This is a genomic window from Niallia sp. Kr1 (assembly GCF_050389805.1).
In the GTDB taxonomy this organism is placed as follows: Bacteria; Bacillota; Bacilli; order Bacillales; family Cytobacillaceae; genus Bacillus_BD.
This window is the reverse complement of the sequence record NZ_CP130945.1, coordinates 541,853-558,314: the sequence shown is the minus strand read 5'-3', so window position 1 is coordinate 558,314 and position 16,462 is coordinate 541,853. Positions and strand designations below refer to the sequence as shown.

The 16,462-nt window shown below is 37.0% G+C and carries 18 protein-coding genes and 1 pseudogene; 1 reads left to right on the top strand and 18 read right to left on the bottom strand.

The features are described 5' to 3' along the window. Positions 1 to 157 precede the first annotated feature (157 nt). The 18 genes and pseudogenes from Q5760_RS02760 to Q5760_RS02675 form a co-directional block, all read right to left on the bottom strand. Positions 158 to 553: a YidH family protein gene (locus Q5760_RS02760; protein WP_428912478.1), complete on the bottom strand. Its 396-nt coding sequence runs from the start codon at positions 551 to 553 to the stop codon at positions 158 to 160. 635 nt (positions 554 to 1,188) lie between these two features. Then, on the bottom strand, positions 1,189 to 1,965 hold the full coding sequence (locus tag Q5760_RS02755) for a sulfite exporter TauE/SafE family protein (RefSeq protein ID WP_428910751.1): 777 nt from the start codon (positions 1,963 to 1,965) through the stop codon (positions 1,189 to 1,191). A 53-nt stretch (positions 1,966 to 2,018) separates the two neighbouring features. After that, positions 2,019 to 2,244: pseudogene (locus Q5760_RS02750) on the bottom strand (sulfurtransferase TusA family protein). A gap of 16 nt (positions 2,245 to 2,260) precedes the next feature. Further along, entirely contained in the window at positions 2,261 to 3,382 is a 1,122-nt protein-coding gene (locus Q5760_RS02745; protein ID WP_428912477.1) for an MBL fold metallo-hydrolase, read from the bottom strand. Between the two features lie 215 nt (positions 3,383 to 3,597). After that, positions 3,598 to 4,173, bottom strand: a complete 576-nt coding sequence (locus tag Q5760_RS02740; RefSeq protein WP_428910750.1) for a sulfurtransferase TusA family protein — start codon at positions 4,171 to 4,173, stop codon at positions 3,598 to 3,600. Between the two features lie 50 nt (positions 4,174 to 4,223). After that, a complete protein-coding gene (locus tag Q5760_RS02735; RefSeq protein ID WP_428910749.1) occupies positions 4,224 to 4,520 on the bottom strand; it encodes a rhodanese-like domain-containing protein in 297 nt (98 codons plus the stop codon). 21 nt (positions 4,521 to 4,541) lie between these two features. After that, on the bottom strand, positions 4,542 to 4,904 hold the full coding sequence (locus Q5760_RS02730) for a rhodanese-like domain-containing protein (protein WP_428910748.1): 363 nt from the start codon (positions 4,902 to 4,904) through the stop codon (positions 4,542 to 4,544). A 47-nt stretch (positions 4,905 to 4,951) separates the two neighbouring features. Beyond that, positions 4,952 to 5,431, bottom strand: a complete 480-nt coding sequence (locus Q5760_RS02725; protein WP_428910747.1) for a DsrE/DsrF/DrsH-like family protein — start codon at positions 5,429 to 5,431, stop codon at positions 4,952 to 4,954. A gap of 64 nt (positions 5,432 to 5,495) precedes the next feature. Then, the gene (locus Q5760_RS02720; RefSeq protein WP_428910746.1) at positions 5,496 to 5,723 is read right to left on the bottom strand and encodes a sulfurtransferase TusA family protein; all 228 of its coding nucleotides are present in this window, start codon (positions 5,721 to 5,723) and stop codon (positions 5,496 to 5,498) included. Between the two features lie 84 nt (positions 5,724 to 5,807). Continuing rightward, positions 5,808 to 6,071 carry a metal-sensitive transcriptional regulator gene (locus Q5760_RS02715; protein ID WP_428910745.1) on the bottom strand — a complete coding sequence of 88 codons (264 nt, stop codon included), beginning with the start codon at positions 6,069 to 6,071 and terminating at the stop codon, positions 5,808 to 5,810. Between the two features lie 334 nt (positions 6,072 to 6,405). Continuing rightward, complete coding sequence (locus tag Q5760_RS02710) at positions 6,406 to 6,789, bottom strand: DUF302 domain-containing protein (protein ID WP_428910744.1); 384 nt, start codon at positions 6,787 to 6,789, stop codon at positions 6,406 to 6,408. Positions 6,790 to 6,916: 127 nt separating this feature from the next. After that, complete coding sequence (locus Q5760_RS02705) at positions 6,917 to 7,609, bottom strand: Na-translocating system protein MpsC family protein (protein WP_428910743.1); 693 nt, start codon at positions 7,607 to 7,609, stop codon at positions 6,917 to 6,919. Between the two features lie 411 nt (positions 7,610 to 8,020). Beyond that, positions 8,021 to 8,677, bottom strand: a complete 657-nt coding sequence (locus tag Q5760_RS02700; protein WP_428910742.1) for a PAS domain S-box protein — start codon at positions 8,675 to 8,677, stop codon at positions 8,021 to 8,023. A 371-nt stretch (positions 8,678 to 9,048) separates the two neighbouring features. Then, complete coding sequence (locus Q5760_RS02695; protein WP_428910741.1) at positions 9,049 to 10,149, bottom strand: GerAB/ArcD/ProY family transporter; 1,101 nt, start codon at positions 10,147 to 10,149, stop codon at positions 9,049 to 9,051. Positions 10,150 to 10,177: 28 nt separating this feature from the next. Continuing rightward, a complete protein-coding gene (locus tag Q5760_RS02690) occupies positions 10,178 to 10,399 on the bottom strand; it encodes a hypothetical protein (protein ID WP_428910740.1) in 222 nt (73 codons plus the stop codon). Further along, positions 10,396 to 11,595 carry a Ger(x)C family spore germination protein gene (locus Q5760_RS02685; RefSeq protein ID WP_428910739.1) on the bottom strand — a complete coding sequence of 400 codons (1,200 nt, stop codon included), beginning with the start codon at positions 11,593 to 11,595 and terminating at the stop codon, positions 10,396 to 10,398. The genes Q5760_RS02690 and Q5760_RS02685 overlap by 4 nt, the downstream gene beginning before the upstream one ends. Beyond that, on the bottom strand, positions 11,592 to 13,169 hold the full coding sequence (locus tag Q5760_RS02680) for a spore germination protein (protein WP_428910738.1): 1,578 nt from the start codon (positions 13,167 to 13,169) through the stop codon (positions 11,592 to 11,594). The genes Q5760_RS02685 and Q5760_RS02680 overlap by 4 nt, the downstream gene beginning before the upstream one ends. Before the next feature lie 341 nt (positions 13,170 to 13,510). Beyond that, on the bottom strand, positions 13,511 to 14,329 hold the full coding sequence (locus Q5760_RS02675; protein WP_428912476.1) for an EcsC family protein: 819 nt from the start codon (positions 14,327 to 14,329) through the stop codon (positions 13,511 to 13,513). 474 nt (positions 14,330 to 14,803) lie between these two features. Here Q5760_RS02675 and hpaB point away from each other — a divergent pair, with 474 nt between their 5' ends. Beyond that, complete coding sequence (hpaB, locus tag Q5760_RS02670) at positions 14,804 to 16,246, top strand: 4-hydroxyphenylacetate 3-monooxygenase, oxygenase component (RefSeq protein WP_428910737.1); 1,443 nt, start codon at positions 14,804 to 14,806, stop codon at positions 16,244 to 16,246. Positions 16,247 to 16,462 lie beyond the last annotated feature (216 nt).

Below are 16,462 nucleotides of genomic sequence, written 5' to 3'. Positions count from 1 at the left end.
GGGACGGTTCTCCGCGTTTCATTTTTTTTGCTATATACGTTTTTTCCTTCAAGAAGTTTAACTTATCAACATAAAGCAATTTATGTAAAATGATGTACGATTGAAACACCAGAACCGTCCCGGTGTTTCACCTTGAAATATGAGAACCGCCCCCACATTACAACATCATAAAATAAATTCCAAAAACGATGGCGATCATGATGACAAATACTCCAAGTGTAATAATAGTTGTTTTAGGTGTGCGAAATGTTTGATTGTTGATGGCATGAATTTTTTTCAGATAAGCGATTGTAGCCATAATGATGGTCAGAATCCCTAGTCCGACAGAAGAAAGTCCAATGATATTTGCTAGAAAATCTCCGGTTGGAGAGAGACTTGATTTCATTGTAAAATGTAGATTTGTCACAAGAAAACCTACACCAATAATCGCAATAGCGGTTCGTAGCCATGCTAAGAATGTACGTTCATTGGCTAAATGCTGCTGAATATATTTAGAATCGATGGTTTGGTCGGTATTCAATGATGTTTTAGCTTTATCTTCCATTGATATCATCACTCTCATATGCAAAGTAAGTATCGATATATCCAATCTTCCATTTTATTCAATATTTTAAGAGAAAATGGAAGATCGTATTTACTTCTTAATCAATCAAGTCTATACAGTTTTCAATAAAATTATGACTCCTACCAGGAACCAAATTAAAAAACCAGGTCATATCGGTGGTAAAAATTTTGACCGATTTTTTTACGATTACTTCCTCAAGTACCATTACTACAATTCAATATTTTTCCCCATAATAGTCTCCTTATGGTCAGTCCTATCAGTCATTAAACTTTGAGCACTTTGAATTGTCCGCCCCCAAATAAGGTCTTAATATAGTCAATTTTTGCATGTTCAAAATAAACCATATCTCTTTTATTTATTATAAAGTTAATTCCACTTTCTTCCGTGATTTTATCACTATCTAAAGCTGACTCCTCCAGAGTCAGACGAAGCTGTGGTCCACCTCAGCCAATCCCCATGGATAAACGAATGAATGGCTGCTTCCCTTCCTCAATAAGGTCTTTCACTTCGTTAGTCATTACGTTTATGGCTGCCTGCGTTATTTTTACCATACCATTTCCTCCTAAATTTAAAAATCCACATCCTTATTTTTATCCACTTGTCTTTTTAAAATTAAATGTAGATTATAGGATATCCATCCAAATCTTAATAGCCGTTCCCAAAATTAAAAAGGCTAAAATGACTTGTAAGATCTTAGTGTTTACCTTTTTCCCAGCCATTGCACCTAATGGCGATGCAATTAGACTTGCAACAATCATGATGACGGATGGCAAAAATTCGACTTGCCCCGTTGAAATTTTCCCTACTGTTGCACCAATGGATGAAAGAAATGTAATCGCTAATGATGAAGCGATCGTCATACGAGTAGGTATTTTTAATACTACGAGCATGATAGGAACTAATAAAAAGGCTCCCGCTGCTCCAACAATTCCAGAACCAACACCAACAATTAGGGCTAAGATGGCCGCAAGCCACTTATTAAACTTCACTTGATCTAGCGGAATATCGTCAATTCCATTTTTCGGCACAAACATCATGACAGCTGCAATTAATGCTAAAATCCCATAAACTAAATTAATTCCACCCTCTGTCATTAACCTCGAACCAAAACCACCGATAAAGCTACCGATTAAGATGGATGCTCCCATATACCCAATTAACGTTTTATTTAAATATCCCCCTTTACGGTATGCCCATACACCACCAATTGTCGCAAAAAACACTTGAACAGCACTTATGCCTGAAACTTCGTGGGCACTAAATGCTGCCAAACCAAATAGAGGTGGTATATATAAAAGCATTGGATATTTAATAATGGAACCACCAATCCCTAACATTCCCGAAATATATGAACCTATAAAGCCAATTAAGAAGATTGTAATGATAAAAGTAAAATCCATTGTTGTGTTCCTCCCTCTTTAAGGAAAGGGAACCCATTTGGTTCCTTTTTTTCTTACCCTTTTTTAATCCAAAACTTGAATACATCATCCTCCACTTCATGTTTCACTAATTCGTGACCACCTGAATTTGCCCAAGCAGCAAGGTCATTTTTGGCCCCTTTATCCGTAGCATGTATTTCCAAAACTTGACCACTTTCTAATTCGTTCATTGCTTTTTTTTTTTACAATTGGCATTGGGCAAGCTAAACCCTTTGCATCTAGTACTTTATTGACGTTCATATTTATTTACCTCCTATTATTCAGTGTGATGGACTGCACAACGGTTTGGTCCAATTTCCAACTCTTGCATTTTTTCGGAATCTACTTTTTCCACTCCTCGATTAATCGCAACAATTTCCTCGAAATTTGGCGGTTTAACGGAGCTTGCTGACTTCTCAACGCTATTGAGAAATTCATCTTTTGTAGCAGTAAACATATTTTCATTGCGTTTTCTAATCCGACCAAGTGTATCTCCAATATATCCATCACGGTTGATTTCAGTATCCAAGTCAGCATAGTGACCTGGAAGTACAATGACATCATCTGCAATTTCTGATACCTTGTTATGAACGGTATTAAATAAATCATTAGCCCATTCACGTACTTTATTTCCAAGGTCAGGACGACCTAACCCACTAATAAAAATCGTATCTCCTGAGAATAAGAGTCTATCATTTACCAAAAATGATACGCTACCAGGTGTATGTCCTGGCGTTTTGACCGCTAAGACCTCAAGCTGTACTTGCTGGAACTCAATCTTTTGGTAATTTTCTAGTGCCTCAAAGTTAAATACAGCACCTTCACTCTTCATGATGTAATAGTTGGCCCCTGTCATTTCCGCCAGCATATTTCCACCTGAAATATGATCAGCGTGCAAATGAGAATCAACAATGTGCGTAATTTTTGCTCCCTCTTCTTCTGCAGCTTTTACGTAAACATCTACAAAACGCGCGGGATCCACAATGAGAGCTTCCTCACCCGATACAACCATGTATGATAAGCAACCTTTTCCTACACGGATAAATTGAAATACTTTTATCTGATTGTCTTCATAAACCTTTACTCTTTCTAAGTATTGGCTCCAAGCTTGCATTCCGTCTTCTAACGTGTAAATACGATCAAATCCTGTATCCACTAATTGTTCTCCAACAAATACTGAAGAACCACCTTTGGCACAAATCACTACGACATCAAGATCTTTAGGGATTCTATCAACGATTGGTTCAATTCCATCAATTAACTCGAAATAAGGAACATTTACATAATGGAAATTCCTTCCTTCTACTTTCCAATCCTGAAAATCACTTTCATTGCGAACATCCAATATAAATAAATTTTCCTTATTTAAAACTTTTTCAGCCAGTTGTTGGGCGGTCATCTCTTTTAAACTCACACTAAATTACCCCCTGTAGTATTTTTTATTTTTAAAAAATATCTCAAGAAAAGGTGGTGTTACACCATCCTCTTTTGCAATTTGGAAATAATGGAACAGCATATACACTTTCAATTTCCTCAAGAAAGTCTTTTTTCTAATCTCATCCATGGCATTGATCATCTGTTAAATGTACCGCTTATTCTTTATCCTTGTTCCCATTAGTCAAGAATCCCCGTTGTTTTACCAGGCCATTCACTCATACCTGGGACCACGTTCTTCACATTGCTAAACCCTTTTTCCGCTAACTTTTGCGATGCTAGATCGCTACGGCTACCGGTGCGGCACACGACATAAATTTCACCTTGATTATTTAATTCACCTAGACGGTCTTCCAATTCACCTAAAGGAATAGAGATCGCATTTGGAATATGGTTAAAAGCATATTCTGCTACTTCTCTTACATCCAACACTACAATGTTTTCATTTTTCTCAAGTTTTTTTTCTAACTCATCATTATGAATGATGTGTGGGTGCTTTTTCTCTTGTGTCTCATCATCAGAAGATTTACGAAGAAAATGCTTTAGCACTTCACCCTCTTCGATTGTTCCTAAATATTGATGACCTGAGCTTTGGGCCCATGCTTTTAGATCTGATTTCGAACCTTTATCTGTCGCTTGAAATTCTAATACTTGCCCAGACTCTAAAGTGCTTATCGCCTTTTTGGTTTTCACAATCGGCATTGGACATGCTAATCCTTTTGCATCTAACACTACATTCGCTTTCACGATTTCCATTAAATCTCCTCCCATTATACCTAATAGGGTATAAAAGTATCTAAAAAAATTTATTCAATCTTACTTTCCCAAGAAAGCATTCCTCCAGCCATATTAATCACGTTAAGTCCATAGGCTTCAAGAAATTGCGTTGCTCTACCACTTCTAGCTCCTGAACGACAAACCATAATATATTCTGTTGCTTTATCTAATTCATGCATACGAAACTCTACTAACCCTAAAGGAATGTTGACCGCTCCTGGAATCTTTCCGCCTGCTACTTCGTCTACTTCACGCACATCAATGATATTTAACGTCTTACCTTCATTTAATAATGTTTCTACCTCTTTTGCTGTCATTTCTTTCATTTGTATGGTCCTCCTTTTATTTTAACTCCAGGCGCTCATGCCGCCTTTGACATTCGTTACTTTTGTAAATCCAGATTTTTTTAGAATCTTACTAGCCTTTTGACTTCTCATTCCACTTTGACAAATCACTACTACTTCTTTATCCTTTGATAGTTCTTTTTCACACTTTTGAGCAAGTTGATGAAGTGGCATATTTTGAAATTCTCTAATATGTTTGCCCTTATACTCTCCAGGTGATCGGACATCAACAAATTGCTTATTTTTATCTTTTAATTCATCTTTCAATTGCGCTGTTGATATATGTCTAACACCCTTTGTTGGCACTATACGTTGGATCAATAGGAAAAGAAAAAGTGCAATGATTACATAATTCACATATTCCAAGTCTTGTTCCTCCTGTTGTATAAGGGGATCATCCTCCCCTCTGGTTTCTAGATAAACAGATTAACATTTCCTTCTTGAGCATCTGCTAAATAGGCTGCAACTCCAGCATATTCGATTGTTTCTAGCAATTCCTCTTTTTGTAGACCTAATAAATCCATTGTCATTGTACAAGCTACTAATTTTATATCCTGTTCCTGAGCCATCTCGATTAATTGTGGAAGAGGCACTGCGTTGTGTTTTTTCATTACTTCCTTAATCATTTTAGGACCGAAGCCGGCAAAATTCATTTTGGAAAGACCCATTTTATCTACGCCTCTTGGCATCATTTTGCCAAACATTTTTTCCATAAACCCTTTCTTCACTTGGATGCTTTCATCTTTTCGAAGGGCGTTTAATCCCCAAAATGTATGAAAAATCGTTACTTCGTGATCATAAGCAGCAGCTCCATTTGCAATGATATATGCCGCCATTGCTTTATCATAATCCCCGCTAAATAAGATAATCGTTGTCTTTTTTTTCTCTGCCATAAGGACCTCCAATAACATTTGTAATTACATGTACCAGTATGGGTATATAAAGAGGTAAAAAAATTTATCCCTTTTTAATCCAAAATTTTAAAATATCATTTTCCACTTCGGATTTCAGCAACCCATGTCCACCAGATTTAGCCCATGCGGTAAGATCACTTTTTGCACCTTTATCTGTTGCATAAACTTCTAAAATCTCACCAGTTTGTAATTCATCCATGGCTTTTTTTGTTCTCACAATAGGCATTGGACAAGCTAAACCTTTCGCATCTAATACTTTCACTATATTCATGATTTCATTCCTCCTATTTGTTTATAATACCGTTACCACTATCGGTATAGTGTAATTTAAATAAAAAAAAGTGTCAATACTTTTTTATCGGCTTTTTACTAATAGATTAACAGCTTCTTTTACTAACTCTTCCGTGCTTAAATTATCCTGCTCGGAATCTTTTTGAACACATTCTACTAAATTAGCACTTACGACAACCCCAATGGTACGGTCTATCGCCGTTCTAGCTGCAGACAACTGAGTAATGACGTCCTTGCATTCCTTATTTTCTTCCATCATTCTTAAAATTCCTCTTAACTGCCCTTCAATGCGTTTTACCCTGTTTTTCATTTGATCATTATAGTTCATGTTTCTACCTCCTTAACCATTCGCCTCGACTTCTAAGGCATTTTCCTTTACTAGTAAAAATTGTCATTTCTAACCTCCATCAATTAAAGAATCAATTGATAACCTCATATTATACCCACAAGGGTATTTTGTCAACTGTATAATTCTGAAACAGGGGGACGGTTCTAGCGTTTCATTTTTGTTTTGGTTTTGACCTTTTTAAAATCTATTTGAATAACATATAGTATGTTTTTTGAGACATCAGAACCGGCCCCATGTTTCAATAAAATCGAAAAAGAGCACGACGAATGAATCGAGCTCCTACCTTTTTTAGCATTTCAGTTTGTTTATTATGTTACACACTATTTTTTATACATCCAATTAGCCGATCTTCAATGTCCTTAGCAAATTCCTTCAATTTTTCGTTATTTAAAAGACTGATTAGTGCAGAAGGTTTGGGCAGACCAATTTTCGTTTGTCCTTGATCTTCATACACCACTATTTTACATGGTAAAAAATAGCCGGCCATTTCATTTTCATTTAATATCCGGTAAGCTTCTTGTGGATTGCATACTTCCAGAACTTTGAACTCTTTTGTAAAATCCAACCCATTTTGCTGAAGTTTTTCCTTAATATCAAACTTCCACAAAACCCCAAATTTTTCTGCCTTTAAGCTTTCCTCCAAGCTTTGAATGGCTTCTTCAACATTATGATCAGTAACAACCGTATAATCAAACATGATTCGTCTTCCTTTTCCGGTTTACTGAAAAACGGGGACAGTTCTCACGCTTTGGAACATCAGAACCGTCCCCGTGTTTCACCCGAGCTTCACACCTTATCATGTCCAGGAAGTTGAACTTTTACTATTAGGGAGTAGGTCTCTTAAAGCTAAAAATCAAATAGTGTTTGCTTTGATTGCAATCCCACATCATATATATATCCTCAATCGATCGATTAAATAGGTCTTCAAATAATCTTTTATGCTGAATATATCCTTTTTTAATTTCTCTAGTATGGGTTAATAATAGGTCTTCGTTTCCTTTTTTTATAAGCAAGCGTTCCAATGGAAACATGATTTCTTTAGATTCAATTGCACAGCTATTCTCGGTATACTTAATGACTTTGAACTCGCTTGGAGTTTTATGGAACTGGGAGCCTACCATTCGAATTAATTGAAATAACTTCCTATTAAAATTTTCATCTAGCTTTATATCAGGATGAGGTCGATTATTAACTAATAGTAAAACACCTGAGTTTGTATGAAAGTTCCAATCTTGATACATAGAATCGAAGGAAATTTCTAACAATTGCGAGGCATCTTTTAATAATTCATTAGACAAAGCGGATATAACAGCAGACCGATATTTCATTACTAAATTATATTCCTTTTGGTTCATTAAAATTTCTTCTGCAGGTGTCATAAAATTACGTATATAAACATATAGTTGATTTGCATTTAGCACTGTATAACAGTTTTCTGGACCTTTTCCAATCCCTCGCTTGATGATTTTACTGAAAGAACTGTTAACAGCCAGTAAATCTTCTTGTACTACAACCATTCAATTCAAATCCTCCTTAAAAAAATAAAAAGGCCTAACTTCTCAAAAAAGAAGTTAGGCCACAGTTAAGACGACTATATAAAAATAGTTTCTACTATTTACCATCACAATGAATATATTAAAATTTTATTACTCTTCATCATCTAGTCTCTATCTAATGACGACATGACATTAGACAGATATAATCTTAACATTATTTTTACAAGTTAACAACTCCCACAGCAGAAAATTACCGTAGATAGAATAATTCCAATTTTACGAATAGGGTGGCGATTTTGCATAAATAGAGGTTCCAATCGATTCACTTACTATGTTTAGTTCTCCTTTTTGTTTCTTTATCATATGATGGCTGACCAGTGATGCTATTAAAGTACCAACCTACTCTATTTGAAGATTTGATCTTTCATCATTTCACTTAGCTTTATGATCATCTAATTCGTTTAGAATTCCTTCTATTCGATCAATTTCAGATTGAATGACTTCTAAATAGATCCCTTTTGGATTGTTGTCTGCCATGTACAATTGCAAAAAGCCCTTCATGATTATAATAGGATCGCGAATCTCATGTACAATTCCAGATGCAAGCTGTTCGGTAGTAGCTTGTTTTTCCGATAAGCAGGTTACATGATCTATTAAGAATTGATACTCTTTTTCACGTTCTATCGTTTGTTTTATCGATGTACGATTCTTTAAGACTAGATACGATCCGATACAATCCTTCTCAAAAAATATAGGAATTGAAGTCACATGAACATTGGAGATACTTCCATCCGACCATTGTACCTGCACATCAAAATCATCCAGTTTTTCCTGTTCTCTGCCTTTAAAAAAGGTATGCTTTTGATCTAAAAAGTCTGAGATAAACAGTTTATTTAATGCTAATAATTCTAAAGATTCCCTTGAATATCCCAATAATGATTCACAAGCGTGGCTAGCATATTCAATTTTCCCTTGCAAATTAATTACTATAAACGCATCATATCTTTTAGATAGAATCGAGAAGTCTTTATCCAAATTCGTATCTCTATGTACTTTTAAAAGAACACTTTTTCGTTCAGTCTCATGCATAACTATAAGGCAGATTCCCCTTTCTTCATTTAATACAAAAAACCACAATAAGAGCAGGTGACCCTACTTCTTATTGTGGCTTTAAAGTCTAGCGATGCTTCTAGAATTCGTTACCATTTAAGTTGAATGATTTCTCTCTAATTAACGATTAGAACAGAGCATTAACCCTATATCCATAATAAGGATATAGCATTTTTTCATTTTTGGCAATATAGCAACATTATTTTTTGAAAATAAATACTTCCAACTCCTTCGCTTCAAACCGCTATTTGACGTTGGAGTTAATTCCAACCTTCCCCTATTTTGTACGATTTCCCAATCGAAATTGACCGTTTTACTCCTTTGTGTAACCTTTTCCACCAATCAAAAAACTAAGGAGAGAACGACTTCGACATCTTCCCACGTATGATCGCAATAACTAAAAGGAAAATGGGAATAATTAGCTGAACCGTTAAGAAATAAAAAGGGACAGTTGTACCCATCCCTCGAATCATATCCTCAAACGAGGAAATGGACCAAGCCGAAAATAAAATAATTAAAAAACCAATGGGTAAAACAAATGGTTTATAACTGGGCAATGTCAGCCACTGTGAAGTACCAAGAACGAGTAAATAAAAAAAAGCGGACAGCTGCACGAAACCGCCAAGAACCCACACAGCAATGACAATGGACTCTACATGTTCAAAAAAGGAACCGACACTAATAAACCTTGCCGCTTCAAACACTGGAAAATGAAGATTGATAATGATTTTCCCAAATAAAAAAAGATTTCCGAGGTTAATAAAGACCATCGTCAAAACACTCGCAAAGACAGAAAACATTCCCCATTTCATCACCTTTTGCTGATTACTTAATAATGGTAGCAGAAACGACATTAAGGAAAATTGACTTAACCAGGCGTGCGGTGCCAGTGACCCTTTAATGGAAGGCATAATCCCATCAGACAGGATCGGCAACATATTTTTTACATTCAAATCTGGGATTAGAAAGAGATAAATCAAAATATAGGAAGCTAAAACAATTGGCAAAAAGATCGTTGCACATCGTCCAATGGTTTCAATCCCTCCATGGACAGCAACAGCGCAAGACAATGCAATACTTCCAGTAACAAAAATCATAGGGGTTTTATGCAAAAAAGCACTTTCGATGAATTCCCCATACTCTCTAAATGCAATGGCCGTATCGTGCAATAGAAAAAATAAGTATATGAACGCAATGATCTTGCCAATCGTCCGACCTAGAATAAGTTCACAATATTGAATTAATGTTTTTCCTGGAAAAAGCCTAGAGAGCTTTACAATTATGACAACAATTAAAAAGCCACTTAAAGAACCCCATAAGGGAGAAAGCCACAAATCACGGTTGGCTTGTTGTGCTGTAACATAAGGAATGTAAAGAATGGCTGTTGCAACAACGATTGAATACATTATGAGAGCTAGCTCTAAGTAGGAAATTCTACCTTTTTCGATCATGTTTATTCCTTCCTTTACTATAAAGAGTTCACCAAAATGGCTCAAATGACTTATAGATAAAATCAACCATCTGCCCGGGACCTGGCATTTCTGGAAAAATCACAAGTAAAACAGCCAGAAACCAGTTTACCAGTAGGATCGACAAAAAGGCTATCTTTAGCTTTTTTCCCTCTTTTTTCAATCCTGACCATTGTAACCAAAAGATGAGTACCAGTATAATGGTTATCCCGATGATTCTTACAAACATCATTGTTCGGCACCTCGTTTACGATTTCCAGTTCCTAGACCGAGTCTTTGGATTTTTACATCTGTCACAAAAGAAACCTGAACCTCTGGAAAAATGTCATCCCACTGGTCTTTCTTTTCCTTCCAAATTTGTGGATATTTCCTCTCGAATTCATCCGCAAAGCCGAAAATGTCTGTATTTAACCTTCCCTGTACTTTTGAAAAAACAAGCTTTTCCCTTTGTTCAATTTCATCTTCAACCTTTTTCTGGGCTTCTTTTATGACGTTTGAATCGAATAAGCTTAGTTGTGTCGTATTTTGAACCACTTCCATATCTGCGTGTGTGTTGATATGCATACTCCAAATTCCATTTTTGATAGAAGGGGTCAATTCAGTGTGACTCCTTAAAAGATTTAAAGAGATGTAGCCTTTCTCATTTTCAAAGGAAATCGTAATCACACCAGTTTCAATCTCATTTCGGGGCCATAGAATTCCTCTTGTCTCTTTATCATTAAATCTCCCTACCATTTTTCCTTCCTTAAAAATGGCCGCCCCGTTAATAATAGGAATGTCCTTGTTTGATTTATCCATTTGTGAGGGAGATAGGTTTTCAACCCATGGTAGTACAGCTGCATTTGGTTCATTAGCTAGCATTTGCGACAAATCTTTCACCGTTACTTTTACTCCGATATGCGTTTGAACTAGTTTACGAAGTTGTTTTGCGGCTTCTTGTTCCAATTCTGGCATTGCCTGTAAAACCGTCTTTGCCTTTCCCTTCGAAACAAAGACATCGGCTCTTATCCGAGGTTCCGAGTGCCGCATCCAAAAATCAATTTGGTCGCTTATCCCTTCCTTGGCTAATTTCTCTCCAATAAGAAGCACCTCATTATGCCCCCAAAAAATCTCCCTCGTAAGTGCTTCCTGTAGCCGTGACATCGCATCTGCTACCGTTTCTCCTTCAGCTGATCTTACAAAAGTCTTTCCGCTACTGCCCCCACCCGACATCCCAGACTCCTGTCCACTTTGTTGAGTGCTTGGAATATAAACGAGGACTGAGAGTTCGATATTATTTTCTGTACCTTTATCCATACCAGCCGCGAGAATAAGAGCTAAGTCATTTATTTCGGTCCGATCCCAACACCCTGTAGTAACTAGCGAGGTAAGGCAAATCAGAAGGAATAAATGAATCTTCGAATTTCTATCTCTATTCTTATCACTCAACTTTCATCGCCACCTTTGCTTGGTGAGGGCATTTGATTTTTGGATTCACGTCTTAGAGGACTAGCATCATTTGAATAAAATTCGGGTCGCGTTTCCATTGCCCACCACGGGGCACGGATCAAAATATCCTTCAAATTTCGTATCTTTAGCGGTGCTGCCGACTGAAGATAAGGTACACCGAATGATTTTAGGGTGCACAGATGAGCAACAATAGTGGTAATTCCAAGCATTACACCCAGTAGACCCATTACTCCCGATAAGATCATGATCGGAAAGCGAAGCATACGAATAGAAATGCCAATCGCATATCTCGGCATTAAAAATGAAGCGATACCGGTAATGGCGACGACCATAACCATCGGTGATGATACCAACCCTGCGGCTGTCGCTGCTTGTCCGATCACAAGCGCCCCGACAATACTCACGGCGGCTCCAACTTGTTTGGGCAATCTCACACCTGCTTCACGCAACGCCTCAAAAGTGATTTCCATAATAAATGCCTCAACCAAAGCCGGAAAGGGGATTTGTTCGCGACTTCCAGCGATGGTTAAAATCAGCGACGAGGGGAGCATTTCTTGATGAAAGGTTAAGAGTGCCACATACGCTGATGGTGCAAGCAAAGCGATAAAAAAGAAAATATAGCGAAGCCACCGAATAAAGGTGCTAATGTAAAATGGATTATAGAAATCTTCCGGTGCCTGCATTAGACTAGCAAACGTACAGGGAGCAATAAGGGTGATCGGGGTCCCGTCAATCAAAATAACCACCCGTCCTTCTAATAGACAGGCTGCCGCGACATCCGGACGTTCCGTATTTAAAAGCTGCGGGAAAGGAGACAACGGGGAATCTTGAATCATTTCCTCAATATATCCGCTTTCTAAAATACTATCGATCTTGATTCGCTTCAGTCTATTGGTAACCTCTTCAACTAAAGCGCTATCAGCTATTCCTTCAATATATGCTACGATGACCTGTGTTTCGGTGTATCCTCCTATATCCATTTGTTTCATCTTTAATAATGGATGACGAATTTTCCTACGCAATAGGGAGGTATTCACTCGTATTGTTTCAATAAAACCTTCTCTTGGTCCACGAATAACCGGTTCTGATTCAGGTTCTGCAATACTACGTTTTTCCCACTTCGGCAAACCGATTGAAATTCCCTTACTTTGTTCATCTATTAAAATGATGGTGTTGCCAATGGAAACTTGTTTAAAAACATCAGGGATCGTGTAAATTTCCTTGATATCTGAAACTGATATTTCCTTTTTCACGATTTCTAATATAGAATCGTATTCCAGGTCTTTCATCTGGATAAGCGGCATAAGCACATGCTGGTCGACCACTTCTGTATTTGATAGACCATCTATGTAAAGAAGGACAGCCTTCATCTCGCTGCTGCCAATACTAAAATCACGAAATACCACATCAGAGCAGTCTTGATATGCCGATTTCAGTATTTCTATATTTTCTTCCATTCTTGGACTTAGCGGTATTTCTGGAAATGAATTCATGGATTCATTAAATTGTTTGGGGAAATTCCCCCTCTTCTTCTTAATCCCCATATCTTTCATCATTAGACCCCTTGATACGATTTATGGGTATTTTTCACAAGTACTGTAATAATTATGCTGATATTCTAATTTTTGGATATATGGAAATTTGCAAATGCAATCTGGTCTTAAAGATTTCATACAAAAAGTCCAGTTTGTACCTAGGTCGGCTTAATTTAGTGCCTAGCTTAACCCGAACTTCACTCTAAATCACCTGATTTATTCATGTTTTTAGACTCCGCATCCATCCATTTATGTAAAAAGCATATTTTTTTATCTTGCTTTCCTTGGATACAAGTAAAGAAAAAACCTCTACCAATATGTGATAGAGGTTTAGAAGATATAAAAAACTCATCATTTTTCTAGGTTTCGCTAACGCTAGTGAGTACCTCGAGCTTCTCTTTAATCCGGCGTTTCTTATACAGCATTTTCCCCGTTTCCCCGATATCACGGATCATCGATTTATTCATAAAGGATCCAAAAATAATGCCTGCAATCGGAATCATCTGAAATAGCTTTTTCCAACCAAAATTGTCTCTGTAAGTCATAATTACCTCTCTCCAACCCTGGATCTGAGAAAGCGTTTCACCTTTGGTTTCAACTTCTCGGTCTGAATAAGTTGAAAGCTCCTTCAAAATAGCTTGCCTCCCCACTATATCTGCAGAAACAAACTGAAGGCATTTAACGATGAAAATACGCTCTTTTTTATCATTCGGATCATACCCATAGGTAACGGCAATGTCCTGAAGTGTCTTAAGTGAAATCCCCAGAAGTAACGGAATATCAATAGACAAAGTAAAAATCCCACCTATACCTGTCGCGGCTCCTTGTGTCATCGCTATGTTTTTCCTCGAACGAACTAATTCATCACTGATTTCATCCATCATGTAGATCGGTAAGTCAGAAATATCCTCTAGAGTGACACCATCAACTCCCGTTTTTTGAGTGTACCTTTTCAAAATATCCTTTTCATTTGTTAAATAACGTCCACCCGTTTGTAGATAACTCCCTAATTCATCAAGGGCTTGTCCAATTTTTTTGTGAATAAACTGTGGTGTAAGTCGGTCTAGAAGCTTAAATGGGAGGCGACCAAGCTTTTCCCAAAACCATAAGCCCTTTTGCTCCTTCTCCCAATTTTGAATAGCTTCTAACTCTTTTAACAGTTGATCTTTTGTTTCTATGATCTCCAAATGAGCTACTCTCCTTTATTTTATAACTCTTATTAAACACTACAAACCTATTGCAACTCCATAATAAGTAAATTAACTTAAATTTCTTCATCCCAAAAATTTTTGTGCCTGGCTCGAACGAAAGTTTACTAAATGATGTCGTAAAATGAATAGAATCAAGCCACTCAATTGTTTGTATATATACTAAAGCAAAAGGATCACTTTAAGCAAAGAGAAACGCTCTCGTTATTTAGTTAAAAATTAGTTTCGCCACAGACTCCACATACCTCTTCTTAAAAAACATAGCAGCTAGCTGTACCATACCGTTTGATCATCCCAGCATCATCCTAGGATTTCATTTATTATACATTTTCCCATTTTTTAAAGAGGCTTCTCCAATAGGAACAGCCAATTAAATTTTTCAATAAAATAAAACAAACTAAACTAGTACGATAGTTCAATGTCTACACAAAGGAGTAGCTAAAAATGGGGATCATTACCGGAAATGAATTTATTGAACGCTTAAATAGGCTGGAAAATGAAATATGGTTTGATGGGCAAAAAATCAAGGGACCTCTTTCAGAACATCCTGTTTTTAAAGGAGTACTAAGATCAAAGGCTGCTCTTTATGATTTACAGAGAGATTCCCTATTAATAGATGAAATGACTTATATGTCACCAGAAAAACAAGACCGTATTGGACTCTCCTATTTACAGCCTAAAACAAAAGAGGATTTGAGAAGAAGAAGAAGAATGATAGAACACTGGGCGCGATGCAGCAACGGAATGATGGGGAGAAGTCCTGACTACATGAACACGGCAATCATGAGCTTTGCTTCCTCAAAAGGGTTATTAGAGAATCGAACAAATTGTTTTCCAGAAAATATACAATCCCTTTATGAAAGAGCGATGGAACAAGACCTTTCATTTACACATACATTTATTACGCCTCAAGTGAATCGTTCACAAGACTATATAGAGGATACTAGTGAACCTATCTCTGCTAAAGTGATAGATCGAGTGGATGAAGGTATCGTGATCCAAGGAGCGCGCCTGCTTGCTACACAAGGTGGTTTGACGGATGAAGTATTGATTATTTCAACCCCGAAATCATTATTAAATCGTGATGAAGCGTTCGCTTTTTCGATCCCTTCAAACACGAAGGGCTTAAAGTTTATTTGCAGACAATCTTTTATTGGTGGGGAATCATCTTTTAATTATCCACTAAGCTCAAGGTACGAAGAAATGGATTCGGTTGTTGTCTTTGATCATGTATTGGTGCCATGGGATCGGATATTTTTTTATGATAATGTTGCAGCGGCAGTCGACTTTATGTCTCATAGCTCCTTTCACACATTTGCGAATCATCAAGTCATCACTAGACAAATTGTAAAAACAGAATTTATTTTAGGAATAACCGAGCTTTTAGTCGAAACCATAAATGTTGGCGAGTATCAGCATATACAGGAAAAACTTGCCGAAATCATCATGGGTCTTGAAACGATGATAGCCCTGCTGGAGAAATCGGAAAATGATGCTGAAATTGATCAATTTGGCTTGATGCGTCCAAGTGCGATCCCCCTCCAGGTTGCCGGAAACCTATTTCCAAGAATCTATCCTCGCTTTAGTGAAATGATCCAACTTATCGGTGCCAGTGGAATCATTACCCTGCCTACTGAAAAGGATTTTCATTCTGATATAAGGGTTCACTTAGACCGATATCTTCAAGGTGCTACTAAAACAGCCGAGGATCGGGTTAAAATTTTTTCTTTGGCTTGGGATCTCACAATGAGCTCATTTGGTACAAGACAAACCCAATATGAAAGATACTTCTTTGGTGACCCGATTCGTTTATCAAGTACATTATATAAAAACTATGACAAACATAAGTTTGTTGAAGAAGTTAATAATTTTTTAAATCAACAATAATAAGGTTTGCAAAAATATTATTAAAAAGGTTCTCCAACTCTCAGCCAGATCCTTGCCCCCCCACTGCGTGAAGGCTGAGCTGTTTCCTCCCTTGTTCAAAGAAACGGAGATGTAAGACCTTTTCTAACTCCATTCACAGGAATTTAGACTTAAATTTTTACACGCACTTTACAAACTCTTAGGAATACTCCGACCTTAGGACTCATTTATGCACAA

Bases quoted from the DNA above. Each gene is read 5' to 3' on its own strand.
- Q5760_RS02705 (WP_428910743.1), bottom strand. From the start codon at position 7,609: ATGGTTGTAGTACAAGAAGATTTACTGGCTGTTAACAGTTCTTTCAGT.
- Q5760_RS02755 (WP_428910751.1), bottom strand. From the start codon at position 1,965: ATGGATTTTACTTTTATCATTACAATCTTCTTAATTGGCTTTATAGGT.
- Q5760_RS02710 (WP_428910744.1), bottom strand. From the start codon at position 6,789: ATGTTTGATTATACGGTTGTTACTGATCATAATGTTGAAGAAGCCATT.
- hpaB (WP_428910737.1), top strand. From the start codon at position 14,804: ATGGGGATCATTACCGGAAATGAATTTATTGAACGCTTAAATAGGCTG.
- Q5760_RS02720 (WP_428910746.1), bottom strand. From the start codon at position 5,723: ATGAATATAGTGAAAGTATTAGATGCGAAAGGTTTAGCTTGTCCAATG.
- Q5760_RS02760 (WP_428912478.1), bottom strand. From the start codon at position 553: ATGATATCAATGGAAGATAAAGCTAAAACATCATTGAATACCGACCAA.
- Q5760_RS02680 (WP_428910738.1), bottom strand. From the start codon at position 13,169: ATGAAAGATATGGGGATTAAGAAGAAGAGGGGGAATTTCCCCAAACAA.
- Q5760_RS02715 (WP_428910745.1), bottom strand. From the start codon at position 6,071: ATGAACTATAATGATCAAATGAAAAACAGGGTAAAACGCATTGAAGGG.
- Q5760_RS02700 (WP_428910742.1), bottom strand. From the start codon at position 8,677: ATGCATGAGACTGAACGAAAAAGTGTTCTTTTAAAAGTACATAGAGAT.
- Q5760_RS02740 (WP_428910750.1), bottom strand. From the start codon at position 4,173: ATGGAAATCGTGAAAGCGAATGTAGTGTTAGATGCAAAAGGATTAGCA.
- Q5760_RS02745 (WP_428912477.1), bottom strand. From the start codon at position 3,382: ATGACCGCCCAACAACTGGCTGAAAAAGTTTTAAATAAGGAAAATTTA.
- Q5760_RS02690 (WP_428910740.1), bottom strand. From the start codon at position 10,399: ATGATGTTTGTAAGAATCATCGGGATAACCATTATACTGGTACTCATC.
- Q5760_RS02695 (WP_428910741.1), bottom strand. From the start codon at position 10,149: ATGATCGAAAAAGGTAGAATTTCCTACTTAGAGCTAGCTCTCATAATG.
- Q5760_RS02725 (WP_428910747.1), bottom strand. From the start codon at position 5,431: ATGGCAGAGAAAAAAAAGACAACGATTATCTTATTTAGCGGGGATTAT.
- Q5760_RS02735 (WP_428910749.1), bottom strand. From the start codon at position 4,520: ATGAAAGAAATGACAGCAAAAGAGGTAGAAACATTATTAAATGAAGGT.